At 67.4% G+C, this 19,539-nt stretch carries 18 protein-coding genes and 2 tRNA genes; 8 read left to right on the forward strand and 12 right to left on the reverse strand.

Translation table 11 applies throughout. The annotated features are described in order from the left end of the window. Positions 1-321 precede the first annotated feature (321 nt). Positions 322-708 carry a hypothetical protein gene (locus CLV01_RS21565; protein WP_257221448.1) on the forward strand — a complete coding sequence of 129 codons (387 nt, stop codon included), beginning with the start codon at positions 322-324 and terminating at the stop codon, positions 706-708. Between the two features lie 100 nt (positions 709-808). Here CLV01_RS21565 and CLV01_RS21570 read toward each other — a convergent pair whose 3' ends face one another. From CLV01_RS21570 to CLV01_RS21585, 4 genes are all read right to left on the reverse strand, one after another. Then, positions 809-1,357 carry an NADPH-dependent FMN reductase gene (locus CLV01_RS21570; protein WP_099733235.1) on the reverse strand — a complete coding sequence of 183 codons (549 nt, stop codon included), beginning with the start codon at positions 1,355-1,357 and terminating at the stop codon, positions 809-811. Between the two features lie 95 nt (positions 1,358-1,452). After that, complete coding sequence (locus CLV01_RS21575; protein ID WP_065345079.1) at positions 1,453-2,283, reverse strand: MetQ/NlpA family ABC transporter substrate-binding protein; 831 nt, start codon at positions 2,281-2,283, stop codon at positions 1,453-1,455. A 62-nt stretch (positions 2,284-2,345) separates the two neighbouring features. Beyond that, positions 2,346-3,011 (reverse strand): methionine ABC transporter permease, encoded by a 666-nt coding sequence (locus CLV01_RS21580; protein WP_012206396.1) that lies wholly within the window; start codon positions 3,009-3,011, stop codon positions 2,346-2,348. 51 nt (positions 3,012-3,062) lie between these two features. After that, a complete protein-coding gene (locus tag CLV01_RS21585; RefSeq protein WP_034395395.1) occupies positions 3,063-3,944 on the reverse strand; it encodes a methionine ABC transporter ATP-binding protein in 882 nt (293 codons plus the stop codon). Between the two features lie 386 nt (positions 3,945-4,330). On the opposite strand from CLV01_RS21585, the gene CLV01_RS21590 reads away from it, so the two are divergent. The 6 genes from CLV01_RS21590 to CLV01_RS21615 all read left to right on the forward strand — a co-directional run bounded on the left by CLV01_RS21590 (position 4,331) and on the right by CLV01_RS21615 (position 9,791). Continuing rightward, complete coding sequence (locus CLV01_RS21590) at positions 4,331-5,071, forward strand: energy-coupling factor ABC transporter ATP-binding protein (protein WP_099733234.1); 741 nt, start codon at positions 4,331-4,333, stop codon at positions 5,069-5,071. A gap of 17 nt (positions 5,072-5,088) precedes the next feature. Further along, positions 5,089-5,682, forward strand: a complete 594-nt coding sequence (locus tag CLV01_RS21595; protein ID WP_013801686.1) for an energy-coupling factor transporter transmembrane component T family protein — start codon at positions 5,089-5,091, stop codon at positions 5,680-5,682. Positions 5,683-5,752: 70 nt separating this feature from the next. Next, positions 5,753-6,346: a biotin transporter BioY gene (locus tag CLV01_RS21600; protein ID WP_099733233.1), complete on the forward strand. Its 594-nt coding sequence runs from the start codon at positions 5,753-5,755 to the stop codon at positions 6,344-6,346. Then, positions 6,339-7,865 carry an AMP-binding protein gene (locus CLV01_RS21605; RefSeq protein WP_099733232.1) on the forward strand — a complete coding sequence of 509 codons (1,527 nt, stop codon included), beginning with the start codon at positions 6,339-6,341 and terminating at the stop codon, positions 7,863-7,865. Before CLV01_RS21600 ends, CLV01_RS21605 begins: the two co-directional genes overlap by 8 nt. Beyond that, positions 7,862-9,061, forward strand: coding sequence for a thiolase family protein (locus CLV01_RS21610; protein ID WP_099733231.1), 1,200 nt, complete (start codon positions 7,862-7,864; stop codon positions 9,059-9,061). Before CLV01_RS21605 ends, CLV01_RS21610 begins: the two co-directional genes overlap by 4 nt. A 4-nt stretch (positions 9,062-9,065) precedes the next feature. Then, complete coding sequence (locus CLV01_RS21615; RefSeq protein WP_099733230.1) at positions 9,066-9,791, forward strand: nitroreductase; 726 nt, start codon at positions 9,066-9,068, stop codon at positions 9,789-9,791. 186 nt (positions 9,792-9,977) lie between these two features. Here the strand turns inward: CLV01_RS21615 and CLV01_RS21620 are convergent, their stop codons facing one another. The 4 genes from CLV01_RS21620 to ydiJ form a co-directional block, all read right to left on the reverse strand. Then, entirely contained in the window at positions 9,978-10,796 is an 819-nt protein-coding gene (locus CLV01_RS21620) for a MetQ/NlpA family ABC transporter substrate-binding protein (protein ID WP_099733229.1), read from the reverse strand. Between the two features lie 134 nt (positions 10,797-10,930). After that, a complete protein-coding gene (locus CLV01_RS21625; protein ID WP_012206405.1) occupies positions 10,931-11,281 on the reverse strand; it encodes a single-stranded DNA-binding protein in 351 nt (116 codons plus the stop codon). Positions 11,282-11,529: 248 nt separating this feature from the next. Continuing rightward, positions 11,530-11,606: transfer RNA gene (locus CLV01_RS21630), tRNA-Pro, on the reverse strand. 107 nt (positions 11,607-11,713) lie between these two features. Beyond that, positions 11,714-14,767, reverse strand: coding sequence for a D-2-hydroxyglutarate dehydrogenase YdiJ (gene ydiJ, locus CLV01_RS21635; protein WP_099733228.1), 3,054 nt, complete (start codon positions 14,765-14,767; stop codon positions 11,714-11,716). Positions 14,768-14,820: 53 nt separating this feature from the next. Here ydiJ and CLV01_RS21640 point away from each other — a divergent pair, with 53 nt between their 5' ends. Next, positions 14,821-15,819 (forward strand): LysR substrate-binding domain-containing protein, encoded by a 999-nt coding sequence (locus CLV01_RS21640; protein WP_099733227.1) that lies wholly within the window; start codon positions 14,821-14,823, stop codon positions 15,817-15,819. Between the two features lie 130 nt (positions 15,820-15,949). Here CLV01_RS21640 and CLV01_RS21645 read toward each other — a convergent pair. From CLV01_RS21645 to pheT, 4 genes are all read right to left on the reverse strand, one after another. Beyond that, positions 15,950-16,026 (reverse strand) — tRNA-Pro (locus CLV01_RS21645). 30 nt (positions 16,027-16,056) lie between these two features. Continuing rightward, positions 16,057-16,467, reverse strand: a complete 411-nt coding sequence (locus CLV01_RS21650) for a MerR family transcriptional regulator (RefSeq protein ID WP_099735078.1) — start codon at positions 16,465-16,467, stop codon at positions 16,057-16,059. Between the two features lie 188 nt (positions 16,468-16,655). Beyond that, positions 16,656-16,988: an integration host factor subunit alpha gene (locus tag CLV01_RS21655; protein WP_012206409.1), complete on the reverse strand. Its 333-nt coding sequence runs from the start codon at positions 16,986-16,988 to the stop codon at positions 16,656-16,658. A 33-nt stretch (positions 16,989-17,021) separates the two neighbouring features. Next, positions 17,022-19,469 carry a phenylalanine--tRNA ligase subunit beta gene (pheT, locus tag CLV01_RS21660; RefSeq protein ID WP_099733226.1) on the reverse strand — a complete coding sequence of 816 codons (2,448 nt, stop codon included), beginning with the start codon at positions 19,467-19,469 and terminating at the stop codon, positions 17,022-17,024. Between the last annotated feature and the right edge of the window lie 70 nt (positions 19,470-19,539).

The following is a 19,539-nucleotide window of genomic DNA, read 5'->3' on the forward strand; positions in this document are numbered from 1 at the left end:
ATGCTCCCAATGGACTGTGGCGAATAAAAGAGGTATCCGCCTCTGCACCTCCTTTGAAAAAAGCAATGCGCGATGGGCTTTCGCAGACACACGAAGCTGGTAGGCTGAACCATCACCGCCATATTCGCGGCTTTGTCCGACACGAACCGTCTGTATTTCAGAAGGACGGCGGACCTGCCGATATCCAGGCAGCCTTATTGCATTCACTGCCTTCCATCCATGCCAGCCACAAGCCACCGTCCCCATGCCCGGCCCCGCGGCCCTGTCCATGTCCATGTCCGCCCGCCGTCCGATGAAAACTTGGTGATCACGGTGATTGCCGTGTCCCTCCTGGCCATTACCGTGCTGGGCATCGGCGTCTACCAGTTCATGCAGTACCAGCGCGAGCAGGATCAGGAGCAGCTCAATTCGCGCGTGTACCGCAGCTATGTGCGCAACACCGACGAGGCACCTGCGCCCGAGGAGCCCGAGCAGCCCGCCGCAGCGCCCACCCCCGCCAAGCCCAGCCAGCAGCAGCTGAACCAGGAAATGACGCGCAAGCTGCTGGCCCATCCCGGCGTGACGCCCGGTGCCGGCTTTTCGGCGCCCGGCGTCAAGTCGACGGGCGTGGTGATCATCGACGCCATCGACCAGGCCCAGGCGCGCGAGAAGGCATCGTCCGCCGCACGCCCTGCTGCGGCGATTGCCAACCCGTCTCCCGCTTCCTGACGCTTCTGACGCTTCCTGACCTCTGCGCTCACAGGAGCCGCAACGCAAAAGCCCGGCATTGCCGGGCTTTTTTGTGTCTTGAGCGGCCTTGCCGCACCGCTCACTGGTGCTTGCGCGCCCAGGCCGCGAACTTCTGCACAAAGCCGCTCACGAAGTCGCGGCTGCCGGCGCCGATGGAGCCGTCTTCGGCAAACAGGCCGTCCTTGGCCTGGATGAAGATTTCGGGCTGGGCCAGCGTGGGCATGTCCAGGTAGGCCAGCACATTGCGCAGATGCTGCTGCGCCAGCGCCGTGCCGATGGCACCCACGGAGACGCCGGCCACGGCAGCGGGCTTGCCGGCCCAGACGCTCTTGCCGTAGGGGCGCGAGCCCTGGTCCAGCGCATTCTTGAGCACACCGGGAATCGAGCGGTTGTACTCGGGCGTCAGGAACAGCACGGCCTGGGCCGACTGGATCTGGGCGCGGAACTGCTTGACCACGTCCACCTCATTGCCGTCATGGTCCTGGTTGTACAGGGGCAGGTTGTCGATGGCGACCTGCTCGAAGACCAGGCCTTCGGGCGCCAGGCGCGCAATGGCGTCGGCGAATTTGCGGTTGAAGGAATCCTTGCGCAGGCTGCCCACGATGACAGCGACCTTGATCTGGCTCATGCATTGCTCCTGGAGGAAATGGCGGGAAACGGGCGGGAAAGAGGCGGGAGGGGCACCTCCCGCAAGCAGCCATTATGTGGCCGCCTTCAGCAGGCTCACTGTAGGAAGGAGGGCTTGGCGTAGCCCTGGAACTTGCTGTCCACCACGGCCTTGAATTCGGCGGAGCGGTAGACCTCGGCCAGGTCCTTGGCCCATGCCGTGCCCTGGTCCTTCTTCTTGATGGCCACCACGTTCAGATAGTGGTCGGGGGTCTTTTCCAGCGAGACGGCCTCGGTCAGCTTCAGGCCCGAGGAGATGGCGAAGTTGCCGTTGATGATGGCGTACTCGGTGTCGCCCAGCGAACGCGGCAGTTGTGCGGCTTCCAGCGGGATGAACTTGAGCTTGCGCGGATTCTCGGCCAGGTCCTTTTCGGACACGCGCAGCGGATCGATGCCGGGCTTGGCCTTGATCAGCCCGGCCTGCTCCAGCAGCACCAGCGCACGCGCCAGGTTGCTGGGGTCGTTGGGCAGGGTCACGCGGTCGCCTTCCTTGGCCTCGGCCAGGGTCTTGCGGGTCTTGGAATACACGCCCAGGGGGGCGATGGGGCCTTGCACCAGCTCCACCAGATCCAGCTTCTGGTCGGCCGCGAACTTCTGCAGGTAGACGCGGTGCTGGAAGAAGTTGGCGTCCAGCGAGCCCTGGGCCAGCGCCAGGTTGGGCTGCACGTAGTCGTTGAACTCCACCAGCTTGACCTGGTAGCCCTTCTTTTGCAGCAGCGGCACGATGCCCTGCTTGAGCTGGTCGATGTTGGAGCCTGCCGTGCCGCCGATCACCAGCTGCTTCTTGTCGGCCTGGGCGTAGGCGGGCAGCGCCAGCACGCTGGCAGCGGCAAGGGCGGCGGCCGAGGCCAGCAGATGGCGGCGCACGAAGGAAAGGGATGCGGTCATGTCGGAATCCTTTTTTTGGGAAAGAGCGGGAAGAAAGAAGAAAGCGGGTCTGGACAGCGCGCTCAGCCGCGCTTGTCCAGGCGGCGGGCCGCCGTGTTGCCCACGAACTGGATGACCTGGACCATGGCCACGAGGATGGTCACGGTGAGCACCATCACATCGGTCTGGAAGCGGTAGTAGCCGTAGCGGATGGCCAGATCGCCAATGCCGCCGCCGCCCACTACGCCGGCAATGGCCGAGTACGACAGAAAGCTCACGGCCAGCACGGTCAGCGCCAGCACCAGGCCCGAACGCGCCTCGACGATGAGCACGCGCCAGACGATCTGCAGCTCCGATGCGCCCATGGCGTGCGCGGCCTCGATCACGCCGCGCGGCACATCGCGCAGGCACTGGTCCACCAGGCGTGCCAGGTAGGGAATGGCCGCCACGGACAGCGGCACGGCCGCAGCCAGCGGGCCGATGGAGGTGCCGGCCAGCCAGCGCGTGAAGGGCACCAGCGCGACCAGCAAGATGATGAAGGGGAAGGACCGCACGGTGTTGACCGTCCAGTTCAGCACGGCGAAGGCCGGGCGGTTGTCCAGCGACTGGCCGGGGCCCAGCAGGAACAGCAGCACGCCCAACGGGCCGCCAATGAGCACGGCGGCCGACAGGCCGATGCCCAGCATCAAAAGGGTCTGGCCCATGGCCAGCCACAGCTCGGGCAGGATTTCGACGATGTTTTCAGACATGGGAATGCGGAATCGAAAAGAAGGGGAAAACGGGAAGGGGTGAAGACCCCATCAGTGCTCGGAGCCACCCACGGCGCGCAGCACTACGGGGCGGGTGGCGCCGCGCTCGCGCAGGGCCTTGTCGGCGCGCTCCACGCGCAGGGCCTCGAGTTCGCTGCCCAGCAGCGTGGCGCGCTGCGGCGCCTCGTAGGCACGACCCTGCGGCAGGGCGGGCAGCGTGAAGCGTTCGGCCACCTGGCCCTGTTCGATGATGGCCACCTCGCTGCACAGCGCATCGACCACGGCCAGCTCGTGCGTGACGATGACGATGGTCACGCCCAGGCGGCTGTTGATGTCGGCCAGCGTGGCCAGGATGGAGCGCGTGGTCTCGCTGTCCAGCGCCGAGGTGGGCTCGTCGCACAGCAGCACCTGCGGGCGCGGCGCCAGGGCGCGCGCAATCGCCACGCGCTGCTTCTGGCCGCCCGACAGCTGGGCAGGATGGCTGGCCGCCTTGTCGGTCAGGCCGACGATGTCCAGGCACTCGCGCACGCGCTGCTCGATCTGGGCACGCGAATGGCCACCGTGGATGCGCAGCGGAAAGGCCACGTTCTCGAACACGGTGGCGTTCTGCAGCAGGTTGAACTGCTGAAAGATCATGCCGATGTTCTGGCGCGCCTCGCGCAACGCGCGGCGGCCCAGGTCGGTCAGGCGCTGGCCTGCCACCACCACCTCGCCGCTGTCGGGACGCTCGAGCAGGTTGATCAGGCGCAGCAGCGTGGACTTGCCCGCACCACTCTTGCCGATCAGGCCGAAGACCGTGCCCTGGCCGATGTCCAGTGATACCGAACGCACGGCATCGAAGTGCTTGCCATCGGCTGTTACAAATTTCTTTTGCAGGTCGCGCAGGCGGATCAGCGCGTTTTCCGGGGCCAAATGGGCGGTCTGGACGGTCATGGAGTCTCGGTTCGGCAGTGAAAACGGTCCTGGGATCGGCAACGGCAGCCTTTGCACCGCCATCTCCAGGCAATGGCGCGCAATTTCCGGGCCCTGTGCTGCGCAGTTGGACGCAGTTGCAAGCCGATGGGCATGCGTTGTCTTGCGTCGTCGCCAAGCACAGGCGAATCCCCAGGATCTGCCGTCATTAGTGTTCTAACGAGTGTGTTGCAAAACGTTGTTCAAACAAAAGAATAAAAAATACGGTGCTTATATCGATTGCCGTCTTTCAGGCCTTGATGTACGGCCTGGACGGCATTGCTAGAATCCGCCCCCGACAGGCCTGTACAACGGCAAGATCCCTTGCGGTTGCGTGCATTACAGGTAAGTGCCCGCTTTCCTTTGCCATGCCCGAATCCTCCCGAACTGCCGACCGTCCTGCCAGCACCGCCAGCCTGCGCGTGGAAGCCGTGCGCCTGCGGCGCGGCATCACAACAGTCTTTGACGGCCTCGACCTGCGGCTGGACGAGCCGCGCGTGGGCCTCATCGGCGACAACGGCGCCGGCAAGACCAGCCTGTTCCGCCTGCTGTGCGGCCTGGATGCGCCTGAGGCCGGGCGCGTGCTGCTGGACGGCACCGAACTGCACGAGGCCCGTGCACAGCGCCCGGGCCAGGTCGGGCTGATGTTCCAGAACCCCGACGACCAGATCATCTTCCCCACCGTGGAGGAAGAGCTGGCCCTGGGTCTGCGCCCTTCGGGCATCTCGCGGCGCGAGGCCACGGAGCGCGCCCGTGCCCTGCTGGCCAGCCGCGGCCTGGCCGACTGGGCACCGCGCGCCGTGGCCGGGCTCAGCCAGGGCCAGCGCCAGCAGGTGTGCTGGCTGGCCCTGCTCATTGCCGCGCCGCGCGTGCTGCTGCTGGACGAGCCCTTCGCCAGCCTGGACCTGCCGGGCCAGGCGCGGCTGGCCCGGGACATCGCGGCCGCCGAGCAGCAGGTGCTGGTCTCCACCCATGTGCTGGACCACGTGCGCAGCTTTGGCCGCGTGCTCTGGCTGGAGCGCGGCAAAGTGCGCGCAGACGGCCCCGGCCACGCGGTCTGCGCGGCCTATGAAGCCGACGTGGCCCGGCGGCTGCAAGCGCAGGACTGACGCAGGAGCCGGCCGCCATGGGAAGCCTCTACAGCGAATACACCAGCTGGCTCCATGCCTGGAGCGCGGGCCGCAAGCTGCTGCTCATGGCGCTGCTGGGAACGGGCCTGTTCCTCATCGATTCACCGTGGCTGCTGGCCCTGGCCGGCGCCGCCTGCGGCCTGCTGTGGCTGTCGCTGGGCCGTGCCACCGAGGGCGCACGGCGGCTCATGCTGTCGGTCACCGTGGCCGCCTTGCTGGTTGCTGCCTTCCATGCGTGGATGCAGCACTACGCCCTGGCCGCCGCCAGCGCGCTGCGCCTGGTCTGCGCCTCCACGCTGGGCATGGCGCTGACCGTGAGCACGCGCCCCAGCGATCTGGTCGATGTGCTGGAGCGGCTGCTGGCGCCGCTGGAGCGCATCGGCATCTCCCCCGAACAGGTGGCCCTGCAGCTGGCATTGATGCTGCGTTTCACCGAGCATTTCTTTGTGCAGTGGAAGCGCATGGACGATGCCCACCGGCTGCGCACGGGCCGCGCCGGCGGCCTGCGCCTGATTGCGCCGCTGACCATCCACATGCTGCAGGCCACGCGCCGCGTGTCCGACGCGCTGTGGGCGCGCCTGGGCCGCTGAGGCCTGCCCTGCCCCATTTCCCGACCGATCCATACGCAAGAGCCTTGCGAGAACCTTCCGAGAAACGTCCATGACCGCCCCCTCCACCGTCTCACGCGCCTCCGCGCGCTCCATGGCCCAGGTCTCGCTGTTTGCGGCGCTGATGGCGGTCATGGGCCTGATTCCCAAGATCGACCTGCCGCTGGGCGTGCCCATCACCATCCAGTCGCTGGGCGTGATGCTGGCCGGCGTGATGCTCGGCCCCTGGCGCGGCATGCAGTCCATGCTGCTGTTCCTCGCGGCCGTGGCCGTGGGCCTGCCCCTGCTGTCGGGCGGGCGCGGCGGCATTGCCGTCTTCATGGCGCCCTCGGCCGGCTACCTGCTGGGCTACCCGCTGGCGGCCTGCATTGCCGGCCTGGTCATGCGTGCCCTGCCCCAGAGCTCGCCCCGGCGCGCGGCGTTCAGCGCCTTTGCAGCCTCGGCGCTGGGCGGGCTGGTGGCCCTGCATGCCTTTGGCGTGCTGGGCCTCATGCTGATGGCCAAGCTCTGCCTGTCGCAGGCCTTCATGGCCACCTTGCTGTTCGTGCCCGGCGATCTGATCAAGTGCGTGCTGTGCGCCCTGGTGGTGCACACGGTGGCGCGCGGCATGCCGGATTGGCCGTTCGGAGGCCGCCAGCATGGTTGAGCCGCTCGCGCCCCACCCGCTGGCCGCGCCGCTGCAGCACCCGTGGACCCTGGTCCATGGCCCGCTGGAGCATTGGGCACGGCAGCGCCCCGATGCGATGGCGCTGCAAAGCGAGGCGGGCCAATGGAGCTTTGCCGCGCTGCATGCCGCCGTGCTGCAGCGCTCGGCCGCGCTGGTGGCCGGCCAGGCGCCAGAGATGCTGCTGCTGGACACGGGTGGCAGCGCCAGCACCGTGGATGCCATCGTCGATTTCCTCGCCATCCTGCACAGCGGCCGCTGCGCCGCCGTGGCCGACCCCGATTGGCCCGAGGCCGTGCGCCAGCGCATCGAAGGCTGGCTTCCCACCGCGCCCAGCCCGCTGGCCGAGGCCACCGCCACTGGCGCCTTCTACACCGGCTTCACCTCGGGCAGCACCGGGCTGCCCAAGGGCTTCATGCGCCACCACCGTTCGTGGACAGAGAGCTTTCGCGTCTGCCTCGAGGACTTCGGCGCCGTGGCCGCGCAGCGCACCATGGCGCCCGGGCGCATCTCGCATTCGCTGTTCCTGTTCGGCGTGATGCAGGGCCTGTGGTGCGGCGAAGGCGCCGTGGTGCAGGAGCGGTTCTCGGCAGCGCGCTGCCTGGCCTCGCTGGCGCGCGGCGAAGCCCCCTGCCTGGTCGCCGTGCCCAGCCAGTTGCTGCTGATGCTGCAATGGGCCGCACACCGCGCGCTGGCGCCCATCCCCGAGGTGGAGCTGATCATGATCAGCGGCGCGCGCTGGATGCGCGCCCAGACCCCGGCCCTGCGCGCGCTGTTTCCGCGCGCACGCATCATCGAGTTCTACGGTGCCTCGGAGGCCAGCTTCATCGCCTGGATGGAGGCCGACGAACAGGCCCCGCCCCAGGCCGTGGGCCGGCCCTTCAGCAATGTGCAGTTGCAGATCCGCCCGGCCACGCAGCAGCCCGGCGACCAGCCCCTGCAGCCGGGCGAGGACGGCCTGATCTACATGCGCAGCCCCATGCTGTTCATGGACTATGTGGGCGAGGCGCGCGATGGCACGGCCGCGCTGCGCGATGGCGAATGGCTGTCCGTGCGTGACATGGGCCATATCGATGCCGGCGGCCAGCTGTGCCTGGCCGGGCGCCAGAGCCGCATGCTCGTCACCCAGGGCAAGAACCTGTTCCCCGAGGAAGTCGAGACCCTGCTGGCCGCGCATCCGGGCGTGGCCCAGGTCTCCATCCAAGGCCTGCCCGACGCCCTGCGCGGCATGCAGGTGCACGCCGTCGTGCAATGGCACGGCGCCGCGCCCGCAGGCTCCACGCAGGCGCTGGCGGCCTGGCTGCGCGACCGGCTGGAAAGCTACAAGCTGCCGCGCCAATGGTGGAGCTGCACCGACTGGCCGCAGACCGCCAGCGGCAAGACCGACCATGGCCGGCTGGCGCGCGCGCTGGCGGCCACTGCCACCGCCACCGCCACCGCCACGGAAACGGACACTGGCCGGGCACTGCCCGGCGAACCCGCGCTGCTGCCCCTGCCATGAACCCGCAAGACGCCCCCGTCATCCTGGCCTGGGCGCGCAGCCCCGTCGCCCCCGTGGGCGGTGCGCTGCGCGAGCTTGCGGCGCACGAACTGGGCGCGCCCGTGCTCCAGGCCCTGCTGGCCCGGGCCGGCCTGCCTGCCCAGGCCGTGGATGCCGTGGTCTTAGGCAACGCCCTGGGCGCAGGCGGCAACCCGGCCCGCATGCTGGCCCTGGCTGCGGGCCTGCCGGAGCGCTGCGCGGCCCACAGCGTGGACACTCAATGCTGCTCTGGCCTGGACAGCGTGGCCCTGGCTGCGGGCCTGCTGCTGTCGGGCCAGGCCGATATCGTGGTGGCCGGTGGTGCCGAGGCCTGGAGCCGTGCCCCCATCCGCCAGACACGCCCGCGCCATGCAGACGAGTTGCCCGTCACCTATGACCGCCCCGCGTTCGCCCCCGATCCCGCACGCGACCCGGACCTGCTGCAATCGGCCGCAGACCACGCGCTGGCCCATGGCATCACCCGCGCCGTTCAGGAGGCCCATGCCATCCACAGCCACGCGCAGGCGCTCGCGCACCGCGACCGGCTGGCCCAAGAGATCGTGCCCATGGCGGGGCTGGACCATGACGCCTATCCACGCGCCCTGAATCCGGCCCGCGTTGCGCGCATGCCCGTGGTGGCCGAAGCGGGTGGCGCCGTGGACGCCCATGCACGCCAGCGCCATGCGCTGAGCACGTCCACCATCTCGCCCAAGGCCGATGGCGCAGCCCTGGTGCTGCTGGCCACGCCGCAGGCCTGTGCACGCCTGGGCCTGCAGCCACGCGCCCGCTGGGTGGCCAGTGCCTCGCTGGGCCATGCGCCCGAAACACCGCTGGTCGCCGCCGCACTGGCGGCCCAGCAGGTGCTGGAGCGTGCAGCCGCAGCGCTGCAGCTGCCTTGCCTGACTGCGGCAGAGCTCCAGGCTGTGGAGCTGCACGATGCCTTCGCCGTGCAGGCCCTGGCCTTTGCCGAAACCCTGGGCCTGCCGCTGCAGCAGCTCAACACCGGCGGCGGTGGCCTGGCGCGCGGCCATCCCATAGGCGCATCGGGCGCGGTTGCGCTGGTGCGCATGCTCTGCGACCTGCACCGCACGCCAGCAGCCCACAGACCGGCCCTGGGCCTGGCCGCCATTGCAGGGGCTGGCGGCATAGGCGCGGCCTGCCTGGTGCAGGCACTTTGAATCCATGGACTCCGCATTTCCCATGTCCCCCAACCCACCGTCCGACACCCTTCCCTTTGGCGATGCGCATGAAGCCCTGGTGCACGCGCGCCGCTCCGTGCGCGCCTACCGGCCCGATCCCGTGCCGGATGCGCTGCTGCACCAGTTGCTGCAATCGGCCCGCCGGGCGCCCAGCGGCGGCAACCTGCAGCCCGGACAGTTCATCCAGGTGCGTGGCAGCCTGCGCGGCGCACTCACACAGGCACTGCTGGCCGACTGGCAAGGCGGAGCACCTGAGCGCGAGGACTACGGCTACTTCCCCCGCCCCATGCCCATGGCGCTGCGCAAGCGCCAGGTGGCGTCGGCCCAGGCCCTGTACAGCGCCCTGGGCGTGGCCCGCGAGGACCGCGCAGGGCGCGACGCGCAGTTCGGCCGCAACTACCGTTTCTTCGACGCGCCCGTGGCCCTGGTCGTGAGCATCGACGCCCGCTTCGGCGCAGGCGGCTACATGGATCTGGGCATGACCCTGTACGGCCTGCAAATGGCCGCAGCCGCCCAGGGCCTGGGCAGCTGCGCCATCGGCGCCCTGGCCTCCTACCCCGACACCGTGCGCCGCGTGCTCGACCTTGCGCCCGGCGAGCACATCGTCTGCGGCCTGGCCCTGGGCTGGCCCGACGAGGCCGCCCCCGTCAACCGCACCCAGACCACCCGCGCACCGCTGACCGAATACTTCAGAGTGCTGGGAGAATAAAAAAAGCTGCCGAAATCGGCAGCTTTGCGAGCTCGCGCCCACTAGTACGGGTCATGGCGATGGCACCACCAAGGCCCAACTCGGGGACACCGAGGAAGGGCAGCCCCGCACCGAGGGTGTCGTCTCCCTCCCCGCGAAGCTGGTAGAGAGGGGGAAGGCGCGTCAGCGCCTCAGGGGGTGCGTTCTTCAGAACGCAGGAATCACCGATCCCTTGAACTGCACATCGATGAACTGGCGCACTTCATCGGAGTGGTAGGCCTTGATCAGCTGCGCCACCCAGGGCTTGCCCTTGTCGGCATCGCGCGCGACCAGGATGTTCACATAGGGGTTCTTGGCGTTTTCCTGCGCAATGGCATCGGTCTTGGGGTTCAGGCCCGCCGAGATCGCGAAGTTGGTGTTGATGGCCGAGGCGTCCAGGTCATCCAGCGAGCGTGGCAGCTGGGCTGCGTCCAGCTCCACGAAGCGCAGCTTCTTGGGGTTGGAGACCACGTCCAGCGGCGTGGCCTTCAGGCCCGCGCTTTCCTTGAGCTTGATCAGGCCCTGGGCCTGCAGCAGCAGCAGCACGCGGCCACCGTTGGTGGGGTCGTTGGGGATGCCGAACTTGGCGCCCTGGGGCAGGTCGGCCAGCTGCTTGATCTTCTTGGAATAGATGCCGATGGGGAAATTCACCGTGTCGGCCACCCAGCCGATCTTGTAGCCGCGGTCGCGCACCTGGGCGTCGAGGTAGGGGCGGTGCTGGTAGCTGTTGGCATCCAGGTCACCGGCAGACAGCGCGGCATTGGGCTGCACGTAGTCACCGAATTCAACAATCTGGATCTTCAGGCCGTTCTTCTCGGCGACCTTCTTGACCTGCTCCATGATCTGGGCGTGCGGGCCGGCCGTGACGCCGACCTTGATGGGCTTGTCCTGCGCCTGCGCGGGCATGGCCAGCAGGGTCATGGCTGCGGTGCCGGCAATCGCAGCGGCCGTGAACGTGCGGCGGAGGAAATGGCGCTTGGTGGGCATGGATGAGGTTCCTTGTAACCTGTCAAAAACACAGGCGCACACTGTAGCGCCAACACAGCGCGCGGCGGCCGTACCGGCACACTGCGGCTAGACAGTTTTTTCAGTAGCTCACAACCGGCGCCGCAGCGCGGGCGTCAGCGGTCCTGGAACTCGGGCGTTGCCATCACCTGGTGGGCCACGACATCCAGTACGGGATGGGGTTGCTCCTGGCGGTCTATCCAGACCTTGGGCGTGAAGCTGCCACGCAGCGCCACGGCATCGCCTTCGATCAGATTGCGCAGCACCTCGCAGGCCTGGGCATCGAATGCAACCACGTTGACCGGGATGGAGGTGCCATCGGATGCCTCGGAGCGCACGCGGGCCACCATGAAGGGGCGCCGATTGCGGTCGCTGCGGTGTTCGGGCGTACCGGTGAGTCTGCCGGTAATCAGTCCATCCATCATGTGCGAGACCAGGAAGAAATCGTCAGTTACAAAAGACGCCATTGTAGGTGCAGGTTTTACGTGCCCAGACCGGGACGCGCATCTTCGCGGTGCATGGACTTTTCATGCGCTGGCTGCCCTCGCCATCCGTGATGGACCTGCCTGGCGAAGCTGTACTTGCACTTGCCCTTGCCCTTGCCCTTGCCCTTGCTCTTCGCGGCAAGGCGCCATCGCGCGCAAAATCGAACGCGCAAAAAAACGAACGTACAAAGCAAAAAGCTCCTGACGTTTCCGTCAGGAGCTTTGCGTTTTGGTCGGCGTGGCGGGATTCGAACTCGCGACCCCTTGCACCCCATGCAAGTGCGCTACCAGGCTGCGCTACACGCCGAAGCATTGAATTATAGGGACTAAAAACAGGCCTTCAGGGAAAACGCAGAGATTTTTCAAAAATGTCTGCAAATTCCTGAAATGGCGACGATCAGCCCCCGCATCTTCTCACCCCTGATGCGTGGCGCGCACGTGGTCCAGCAAGGCCTCCAACGGATGGCGCAGCTGGCGTGCAGACAGTCGCTTGACCTGGCTGCGGCAGGAGTAGCCAGTGGCCAGCGGCTCGCCCAGGTTCTGCTTGCTCTCGATCTGTTTCTCCCATGACTGGGCATAGATGGTCTTGGAGGTTTCGAGGTTGCGCGCCTCATGCCCGTAGGTGCCCGACATGCCGCAGCAGCCCGTGGCCTCCACACTCAGGCGCAGCCCCCGTCGCTCGAAAAGCTGCGTCCACTGCTTGCCGCTGTCGGGCGCATTGGTCTTTTCAGTGCAGTGCGGCAGCAGCCGGTAGGCCACGCTGGCCACACTGGTCACCGCCTCGGGCAGCACCTGCAGCAGCCACTCCTGGGGCAGCGCGACCTTCGGCACCTCGCCCATGCCCGGCACCTTGAGGTATTCCTGCCGATAGGCCAGCGTCATGGCCGGATCCAGCCCCACCAGCGCAACCCCGGACTGCGCCAGTTGCGCCAGCTGCGCGGCATTGCGGATGGCCGCCTTGGCAAAGGCGCCCATGAATCCCTGCACATGCAGCGGCTTGCCATTGGGCAGCAGCGGCGCCAGCCAGACCTGGAATCCCAGGCGCGCCGCCAGCTCGATCAGCACCTGCAGCTGGCCGGTCTCGAAGTAGCGGGTAAAGCTGTCCTGCACGATGACCACGCTGCGTGCGCGCTGCTCGGGCGTGAGCGCGGCCAGCGCCTGCGCACCGGCCGCGCGCACCTTCCATTGCCGCAAGGTGGCTGCCAGGTCCAGCCGGCTCAGCAGCGGGCCATCGACCATGCCGATGCGACGGCTCAGCACATCGCGCATCCATGGCGAGCCCATCACCCCGTTGTAGAGCGCGGGCATGCGCGCCAGCCACGGCATGGTGAACTCCAGCGAGCCGATCAGGTAGTCACGCACGGGCCGCAGGTAGCGGCGGTGGTAGAGCTCCAGAAAGCGCGAGCGGAATTCGGGCACGTTGACCTTGACGGGACATTGCCCGGCGCAGGACTTGCAGGCCAGGCAGCCGGCCATGGCGTCATAGACCTCGTGAGAGAAATCGGCCTCGCCGCGGCGCGCCGCACGGCTGTTGCGCCAGCGCGCGGCCAGGCTGGACAGGAAGGGCTGGGGCCGCTGCGCGACCTCCAGCACGTTCACGCCAGCCTGCCCCTGCAGGCGCAGCCATTCGCGCATCAGCGAGGCCCGGCCCTTGGGCGAATGCACGCGCTGGCGCGTGGCCTTCCAGGAAGGGCACATGGCGTCGTCCGGGTCGAAGTTGTAGCAGGCGCCGTTGCCGTTGCAGTGCATGGCTGCGCCATAGCTTTGCCATACGCGCTCGTCGATCTGCCGGTCCAGCTCGCCGCGCGTGGTGACGCCGTCCACCTTGAGCAGCAAGGTCTTGCTGGCCGGCGGCGTGGCGATCTTGCCGGGGTTGAGCTGGTTGTGCGGGTCGAAGGCGGCCTTGAGCTGCTGCAGCGAGGGATACAGCTCGCCGAAGAAGGCCGGCACATATTCGGAGCGCAGGCCCTTGCCGTGCTCGCCCCACAGCAGGCCGCCATGGCGCTGCGTGAGTTCGGCCACCGCGTCGGAGATGGGGCGTACCAGGGCGGCGTCCACGGGGTTCTTCATGTCCAGGATGGGGCGCACATGCAGCACGCCGGCATCGACGTGGCCGAACATGCCGTACTGCAGGCCGTGGCTGTCCAGCAGCGCGCGGAACTCGGCAATGAACTCGGGCAGGTTCTCGGGCGGCACGGCCGTGTCTTCGACAAAGGGCTGGGGCCGCGCCTCGCCCGCCACGTTGCCCAGCAGGCCCACGGCGCGCTTGCGCATGGCATAGACGCGGTGCACCGCTGCATTGCCCGCCGCCAGCGTGTGGCCCAGCCGCTCCACCGAGGCGTCGGCGCCCAGGTGGCCGAGGAAGGCCTGCACGCGGCCATCGACCTCCTTCGGATCGTCGCCGCTGAATTCCACCAGGTTGATGCCCAGCGTGGGGCGCTGGCCGTCCTGCGGAAAGTACTCGGCCACGCTGCTCCAGACGAAGTCCTTCATGGCCAGCAACAGCACCTTGGAATCCACCGTCTCAATGGACAGCGGCCGGTGCGCCATCAGAGCGCGCGCATCGCGCAGCGCATCCATGAAGCCCGCATAGCGCACGTTGACCAGGACCGAGTACCGGGGAATGGGCAGCACGTTGAGCCGCGCCTCCACTACGAAGCCCAGCGAGCCTTCGGCGCCGCACAGCACGCTGTTGAGGTTGAAGCGCCCGTCGCCTTCGCGCAGATGGGCCAGGTCATAGCCGGTGAGGCAGCGGTTGAGCTTGGGGAATCTGGCCTCGATCAACTCCGCCTGATCCTCGCTGATGCGCCGCGCCGTGCGGTGCACCTTGCCGATGCGGCCCGAATCGGCGCACATGCGCTCCAGCGCCTCGGCATCCAGCGGCGCGCTGTGCAGGCGCTCGCCGCCGAGCAGCACGAAGTCCAGCGCCAGCACGTGGTCGCGCGTCTTGCCATAGGTGCAGCTGCCCTGCCCGCTGGCATCGGTGTTGATCATGCCGCCGATGGTGGCGCGGTTGGAGGTGGACAGCTCGGGGGCAAAGAACAGTCCGTATGGCTTGAGCGCGGCGTTGAGCTGGTCCTTGACCACGCCTGCCTGCACGCGCACCCAGCGCTGCTCGGCATTGATTTCGAGGATGCCGTTCATGTGCCGCGACAAGTCCATGGTCACGCCATGCGTGAGCGACTGCCCGTTCGTGCCCGTGCCGCCGCCGCGCGGTGTCAGCACCACATCGCGGAACTCAGGCCGCGCCAGCACCTGCGCCGCCCTGGCCACATCCTCGGCGTGACGCGGGTAGATGGCCGCCTGCGGCATGCGCTGGTAGATGGAGTTGTCCGTGGCCAGCACGGTGCGGCTGGCATGGTCCGTGTCCACGTCGCCCTCGAAGCCGGCGGCCTTCAACGCGTCAAGAAACTCAAGGTATTGGGCAGGCACGGGGGCGCTGGCGTGGGGCAGTGGGGCAATCGACATGGAAGGCAAGGTGGGGAGATTTGTTGCAGGCGATCAGCCCAGAAAACCCATGCATGCAATACACGATTTCAGGCCGACCATGGCCGCAAGTATCCCTACACTCTTCCTCTGGAACAAACGAAAATTGCTGCCGCAAACACTGCATAAAACTCATGAATTACCGACGCCTGACGCCCTCCATGTCCCTGCTGCTGGTCTTCGAGGCGGCCGCGCGCCACGAAAGCTATGCGCGTGCGGCCGAGGAGCTGTCGCTCAGCCAGAGCGCCATCAGCCGGCAGGTGCAGACACTGGAGGCGCAGCTGGGCATCAGCCTGTTCCGCCGCGAGGGCCGCACGGTGCGCCTGACCGACGTGGGGCGCCGCTACTTCATCGACCTGGGCGCCGCGCTGGGCCGCATACGCAGCGCCACCCTGCAGGCCATGTCACGCCAGTCCGGCGGCGGCACGCTCAACCTGGCCACCCTGCCCACCTTCGGCTCCAAATGGCTGCTGCCGCACCTGCATGGCTTCTACCAGGCGCAGCCCGGGGTGACGATGCACATCCACTCGCGCATCGGCGATATCGACTTCGACAGCGCAGAGATAGACGCCGCCATCACCGTGGGCACGGGAGACTGGCCCGGGCTGACCGCGCATCGCCTGTACCACGAGTTTCTGGTGGCGGTGGCCAGCCCGCAGGCGCTGCAGCAGGCCGGGCAGGCAGCAGCCTCGCCGGACTGGGCGGGCCAGCAGGTGCTGCTCACGGTGGCCAGCAACCGGCAGGCCTGGAGCGAGTGGTTCACGCACTATCGGCTCGATCACCGGCAGATGCGGATAGGGCCGAGCTTCGAGCTGACCTCACACCTGATACAGGCCGTGCTGGCAGGCATGGGCGTGGGCCTGGTGCCACGGGTGCTGGTGGAAGAGGAGATAGCGCGCGGTGAGCTGCACGTGGTGGGAGACGTCATCCCCAGCCAGCGCAGCTACTACCTGGTCTATCCCGAGAGGAACGCGACACTGCCGGCGCTGGCAGCCTTCCGGCAATGGCTGCTTGCAACCTGCGCTCAGGGTTGATTCCTGCGCAACGGCCGCTCCCCTTCAGGGGTTGGCGGCACACGGAAGCACCTGTTAGCGGTTGGTAGCGGTTGGCGACGGCACAAAGAAAAACGGACCACAGCCAGAAGCTGTGGTCCGTATTCATTTATGGTCGGCGTGGCGGGATTCGAACTCGCGACCCCTTGCACCCCATGCAAGTGCGCTACCAGGCTGCGCTACACGCCGAAGAATTCAATTATATACAGCTTTTTGCTCTCAAATAGAAAGCAGCGCACGAATCTGCAAAAGCTCCTCGCGCACGGCCTCCGGCTCCAGCGGAACGCTGGCCGCGGCATCGCCACCGAGCAGCGGCGCCGCAGCCGGCGCCGACACCACGACACCGGCCTGCAGCGCGGGAACCACGGCAGACCCCGCGGCTTCGCGCAGGCGGTTGCGCGCGCCGTTGATGGTGAAGCCCTGTTCGTACAGCAGCTCACGGATGCGCCGGATCATCAGCACTTCGTGGTGCTGGTAGTAGCGGCGGTTGCCGCGCCGCTTCATGGGACGCAGCTGCGTGAACTCCTGCTCCCAATAGCGCAGCACATGCGGCTTGACGTCGCACAGATCCGCGACCTCACCGATGGTGAAGTAGCGCTTGGCGGGAATCTGGGGCAGAAGTGAAGCCATGGCAAATGTGGATGAGGTCAGGATGTGCAATGCCGCTGGTGCGCGGACGCCGATCCGGGAAGAAGGCCGAGCCTACTGCACAGCTCGCTTGCAGGCCAGCACCCTGTCGTAAAAACAGCCCATCCACCGCAAGGCAGACAGGCTGACGACAGCTGGGCCACGGCAAGCCGGGCCCCGGGGGCGACCCTTCAGGACGCGGAGCCCGTCGTGCCTTCCTGGATCTGCTCCTTGAGCTTGCTGCTCGCATGGAAGGTCACGACGCGGCGTGCCTCGATCGGAATGGCCTCGCCAGTGCGCGGGTTGCGCCCCGGACGCGGCGCCTTGGTGCGGATCTGGAAGTTGCCGAAGCCCGACAGCTTCACATCCTCGCCCGTCACCAGGCTTTGCGAGATCAGCTCGAAGAACGCATCCACCATTTCCTTGGATTCGCGCTTGTTCAGGCCGATCTCGTCGAACAGCAGGTCCGCCAGCTGCGCCTTGGTCAGCGCGGGCGAATCAAGACTTTCCACCGTCAGTTCCATCACGGGATCTCCTTTCACGGCATGGGCCTTCCATCAGGCGCGCAGGCGCGCGCCCAGGCGTTGCTGCAGCTGCTCGAGCACGGCCTGCACGGCCTGTTCGATCTGCACATCGGTCAGCGAGCTGTCGTCATTGCCCAGCGTCAGGCGCACGGCCAGGCTCTTTTCGTCCTGCGCCAGCGCGCCCGGTGCCGCTGTCTCGCCGGCCTTGAGCGCCTTGGGGCGGAACACATCGAACAGCACGGCGGAGCGCAGCAGGCCTCCGGTCTGGGCAGCTTCCACCGCCTGCATCAGCTGGGCATGCGTGGCCTTTTCGTTCACGACCACGGCAATGTCGCGCTCCACGGCCTGGTGCTTGGCCACGGGCTTGAACACCGGCACCTCGCGCGCCAGCACGGCATCGAGCTCCAGCTCGAACAGCACGGGCGCCTGTGCCAGATCCCATTGCTGGCGCCACTGGGGATGCAGCTCGCCGATGAAGCCGATGGACTGGCCATCGAGCAGCACGCGCGCGCAGCGGCCCGGGTGCATGGCCGGATGCTCGGCCGGCTCGAACACGGGCTTGCGCGGCGCCAGCAGCGCCTCGACATCGCCCTTGACGTCGTAGAAGTCCACCTTGGCTTCGGCGCGGCCCCATTGCAGCTGCTCTCCAGCACCCCAGGCCAGGCCCGCCACGCGCATGGGCTGGTAGAAGCCCTTGACCGTGGTGTCGCTGTCAACAACGCTGTCATCCTTGAGGAAGACACGGCCCAGCTCGAACACGCGCACGCGCTCGGCCTTGCGGTCGGCATTGAACTTGAGCACCTGCATGAGCGAGCCGATGAGGCTGGAGCGCATCACGCTGAGCTGGCTTGCGATGGGGTTGAGCAGCTGGATGGGATTGGCGTTGCCAGCCAGATCCTTCTCCCACGCGGCTTCCACAAAGCTGAAGTTGATGGTTTCCTGGTAGCCCAGATCGGCCAGCGCGCGGCGCACGGCGAACTGGCTGCGGCGGTTTTCGGCGCGCAGCTTGGGCGCAATGGGCGCCAGCGGCTTGGTCGTGGGCAGGTTCTCGTAACCCACCATGCGCGCCACTTCCTCGATCAGGTCTTCCTCGATGTTGATGTCGAAGCGGAAGCTGGGCGGCGTGACGGTGAGCACGCCATCGCCCTGCTCCACCGGCAGGCCCAGGCCGGCCAGCGCATCGTGGCACTGCTGCTGCGTGAGCGGCATGCCGATGACCTTGGCCGCACGCGCCACGCGCAGCGTGACGGGCTTGGGCTGGGGCATGTTGGCCTGCTGATCGTCGATGGGGCCGCAGACGGTCTCGGGCGTGCCGCAGATCTGCAGCACCAGCTCAGTGATGCGCTCGATGTGCTCGACCGTCAGTTCGGGATCGACACCCCGCTCGAAGCGGTGGCCCGCATCGGTGGAGAAGTTGTAGCGGCGCGAACGGCCGGCAATCGACTTGGGCCACCAGAATGCGGCCTCGATGTAGATGTGACGCGTGTCGTCGGACACGGCCGTGGCGTCGCCGCCCATGATGCCGGCCAGCGACTCGACTTCGCGGTCATCGGCGATCACGCCCACCTGTCCATCCACGGTGACGGTGTTGCCGTTGAGCAGCTTGAGCTGCTCGCCTTCCTTGCCCCAGCGCACCTGCAGGCCGCCGTGGATCTTGTCCAGGTCGAAGATGTGCGAAGGACGGCCCAGCTCGAACATCACATAGTTGGAGATGTCCACCAGCGGCGCCACGCTGCGCTGGCCGCAGCGCGCCAGGCGATCGACCATCCACTGCGGCGTCTTCGCCTGGGTGTTGACATTGCGCACCACGCGGCCCGAGAAGCGGCCGCACAGGTCGGGCGCCTCGATCTTCACGGCCAGCCTGTCCTGCACGCCCACGGCGGCAGGCGTGAACGACCGAGGCTTGAGCGGCGCGCCGGTCAGCGCAGCCACTTCGCGCGCCACGCCATAGACGCTCAGGCAATGCGCCAGATTGGGCGTGAGCTTGAGCGTGAGCAGCGTGTCATCCAGATTCAGGTACTCACGGATGTTCTGGCCCAGGGGCGCGTCCAGCGGCAGCTCCATCAGGCCGCCATGGTCCTCGGACAGCTTGAGCTCGCGTGCCGAGCACAGCATGCCGAAGCTCTCCACACCGCGCAGCTTGCCGATCTTGATCAGGAAAGGCTTGCCATCTTCACCGGGCGGCAGCTCGGCGCCCACCGTGGCGCAGGGCACTCGGATGCCCACGCGCGCGTTGGGTGCGCCGCAGACGATGGTCAGCAGCTCGGGTCCGCCCACATCGACCTGGCACACGCGCAGGCGATCGGCATTGGGATGCTGCTCGGCAGCCTTGATCTCACCGACGACGATCTTGGTGAACGGCGGCGCCACGGGCTCCAGCTCCTCCACCTCCAGGCCGGCCATGGTCAGGGTGTCGGCCAGTTCTTGGGTGGTCAGCGGCGGATTGCAGAACTCGCGCAGCCAGGATTCGGGAAATTGCATATCAGACTCTTTGGCGTTGGTTCAGTCCGCGCGCCGTGGCGCTGGCGGACTCTTTGGCGAAGGCTTGCAG

The sequence above is a fragment of the Delftia sp. 60 genome (assembly GCF_002754395.1).
GTDB classification, from domain to species: domain Bacteria; phylum Pseudomonadota; class Gammaproteobacteria; order Burkholderiales; family Burkholderiaceae_C; genus Comamonas; species Comamonas acidovorans.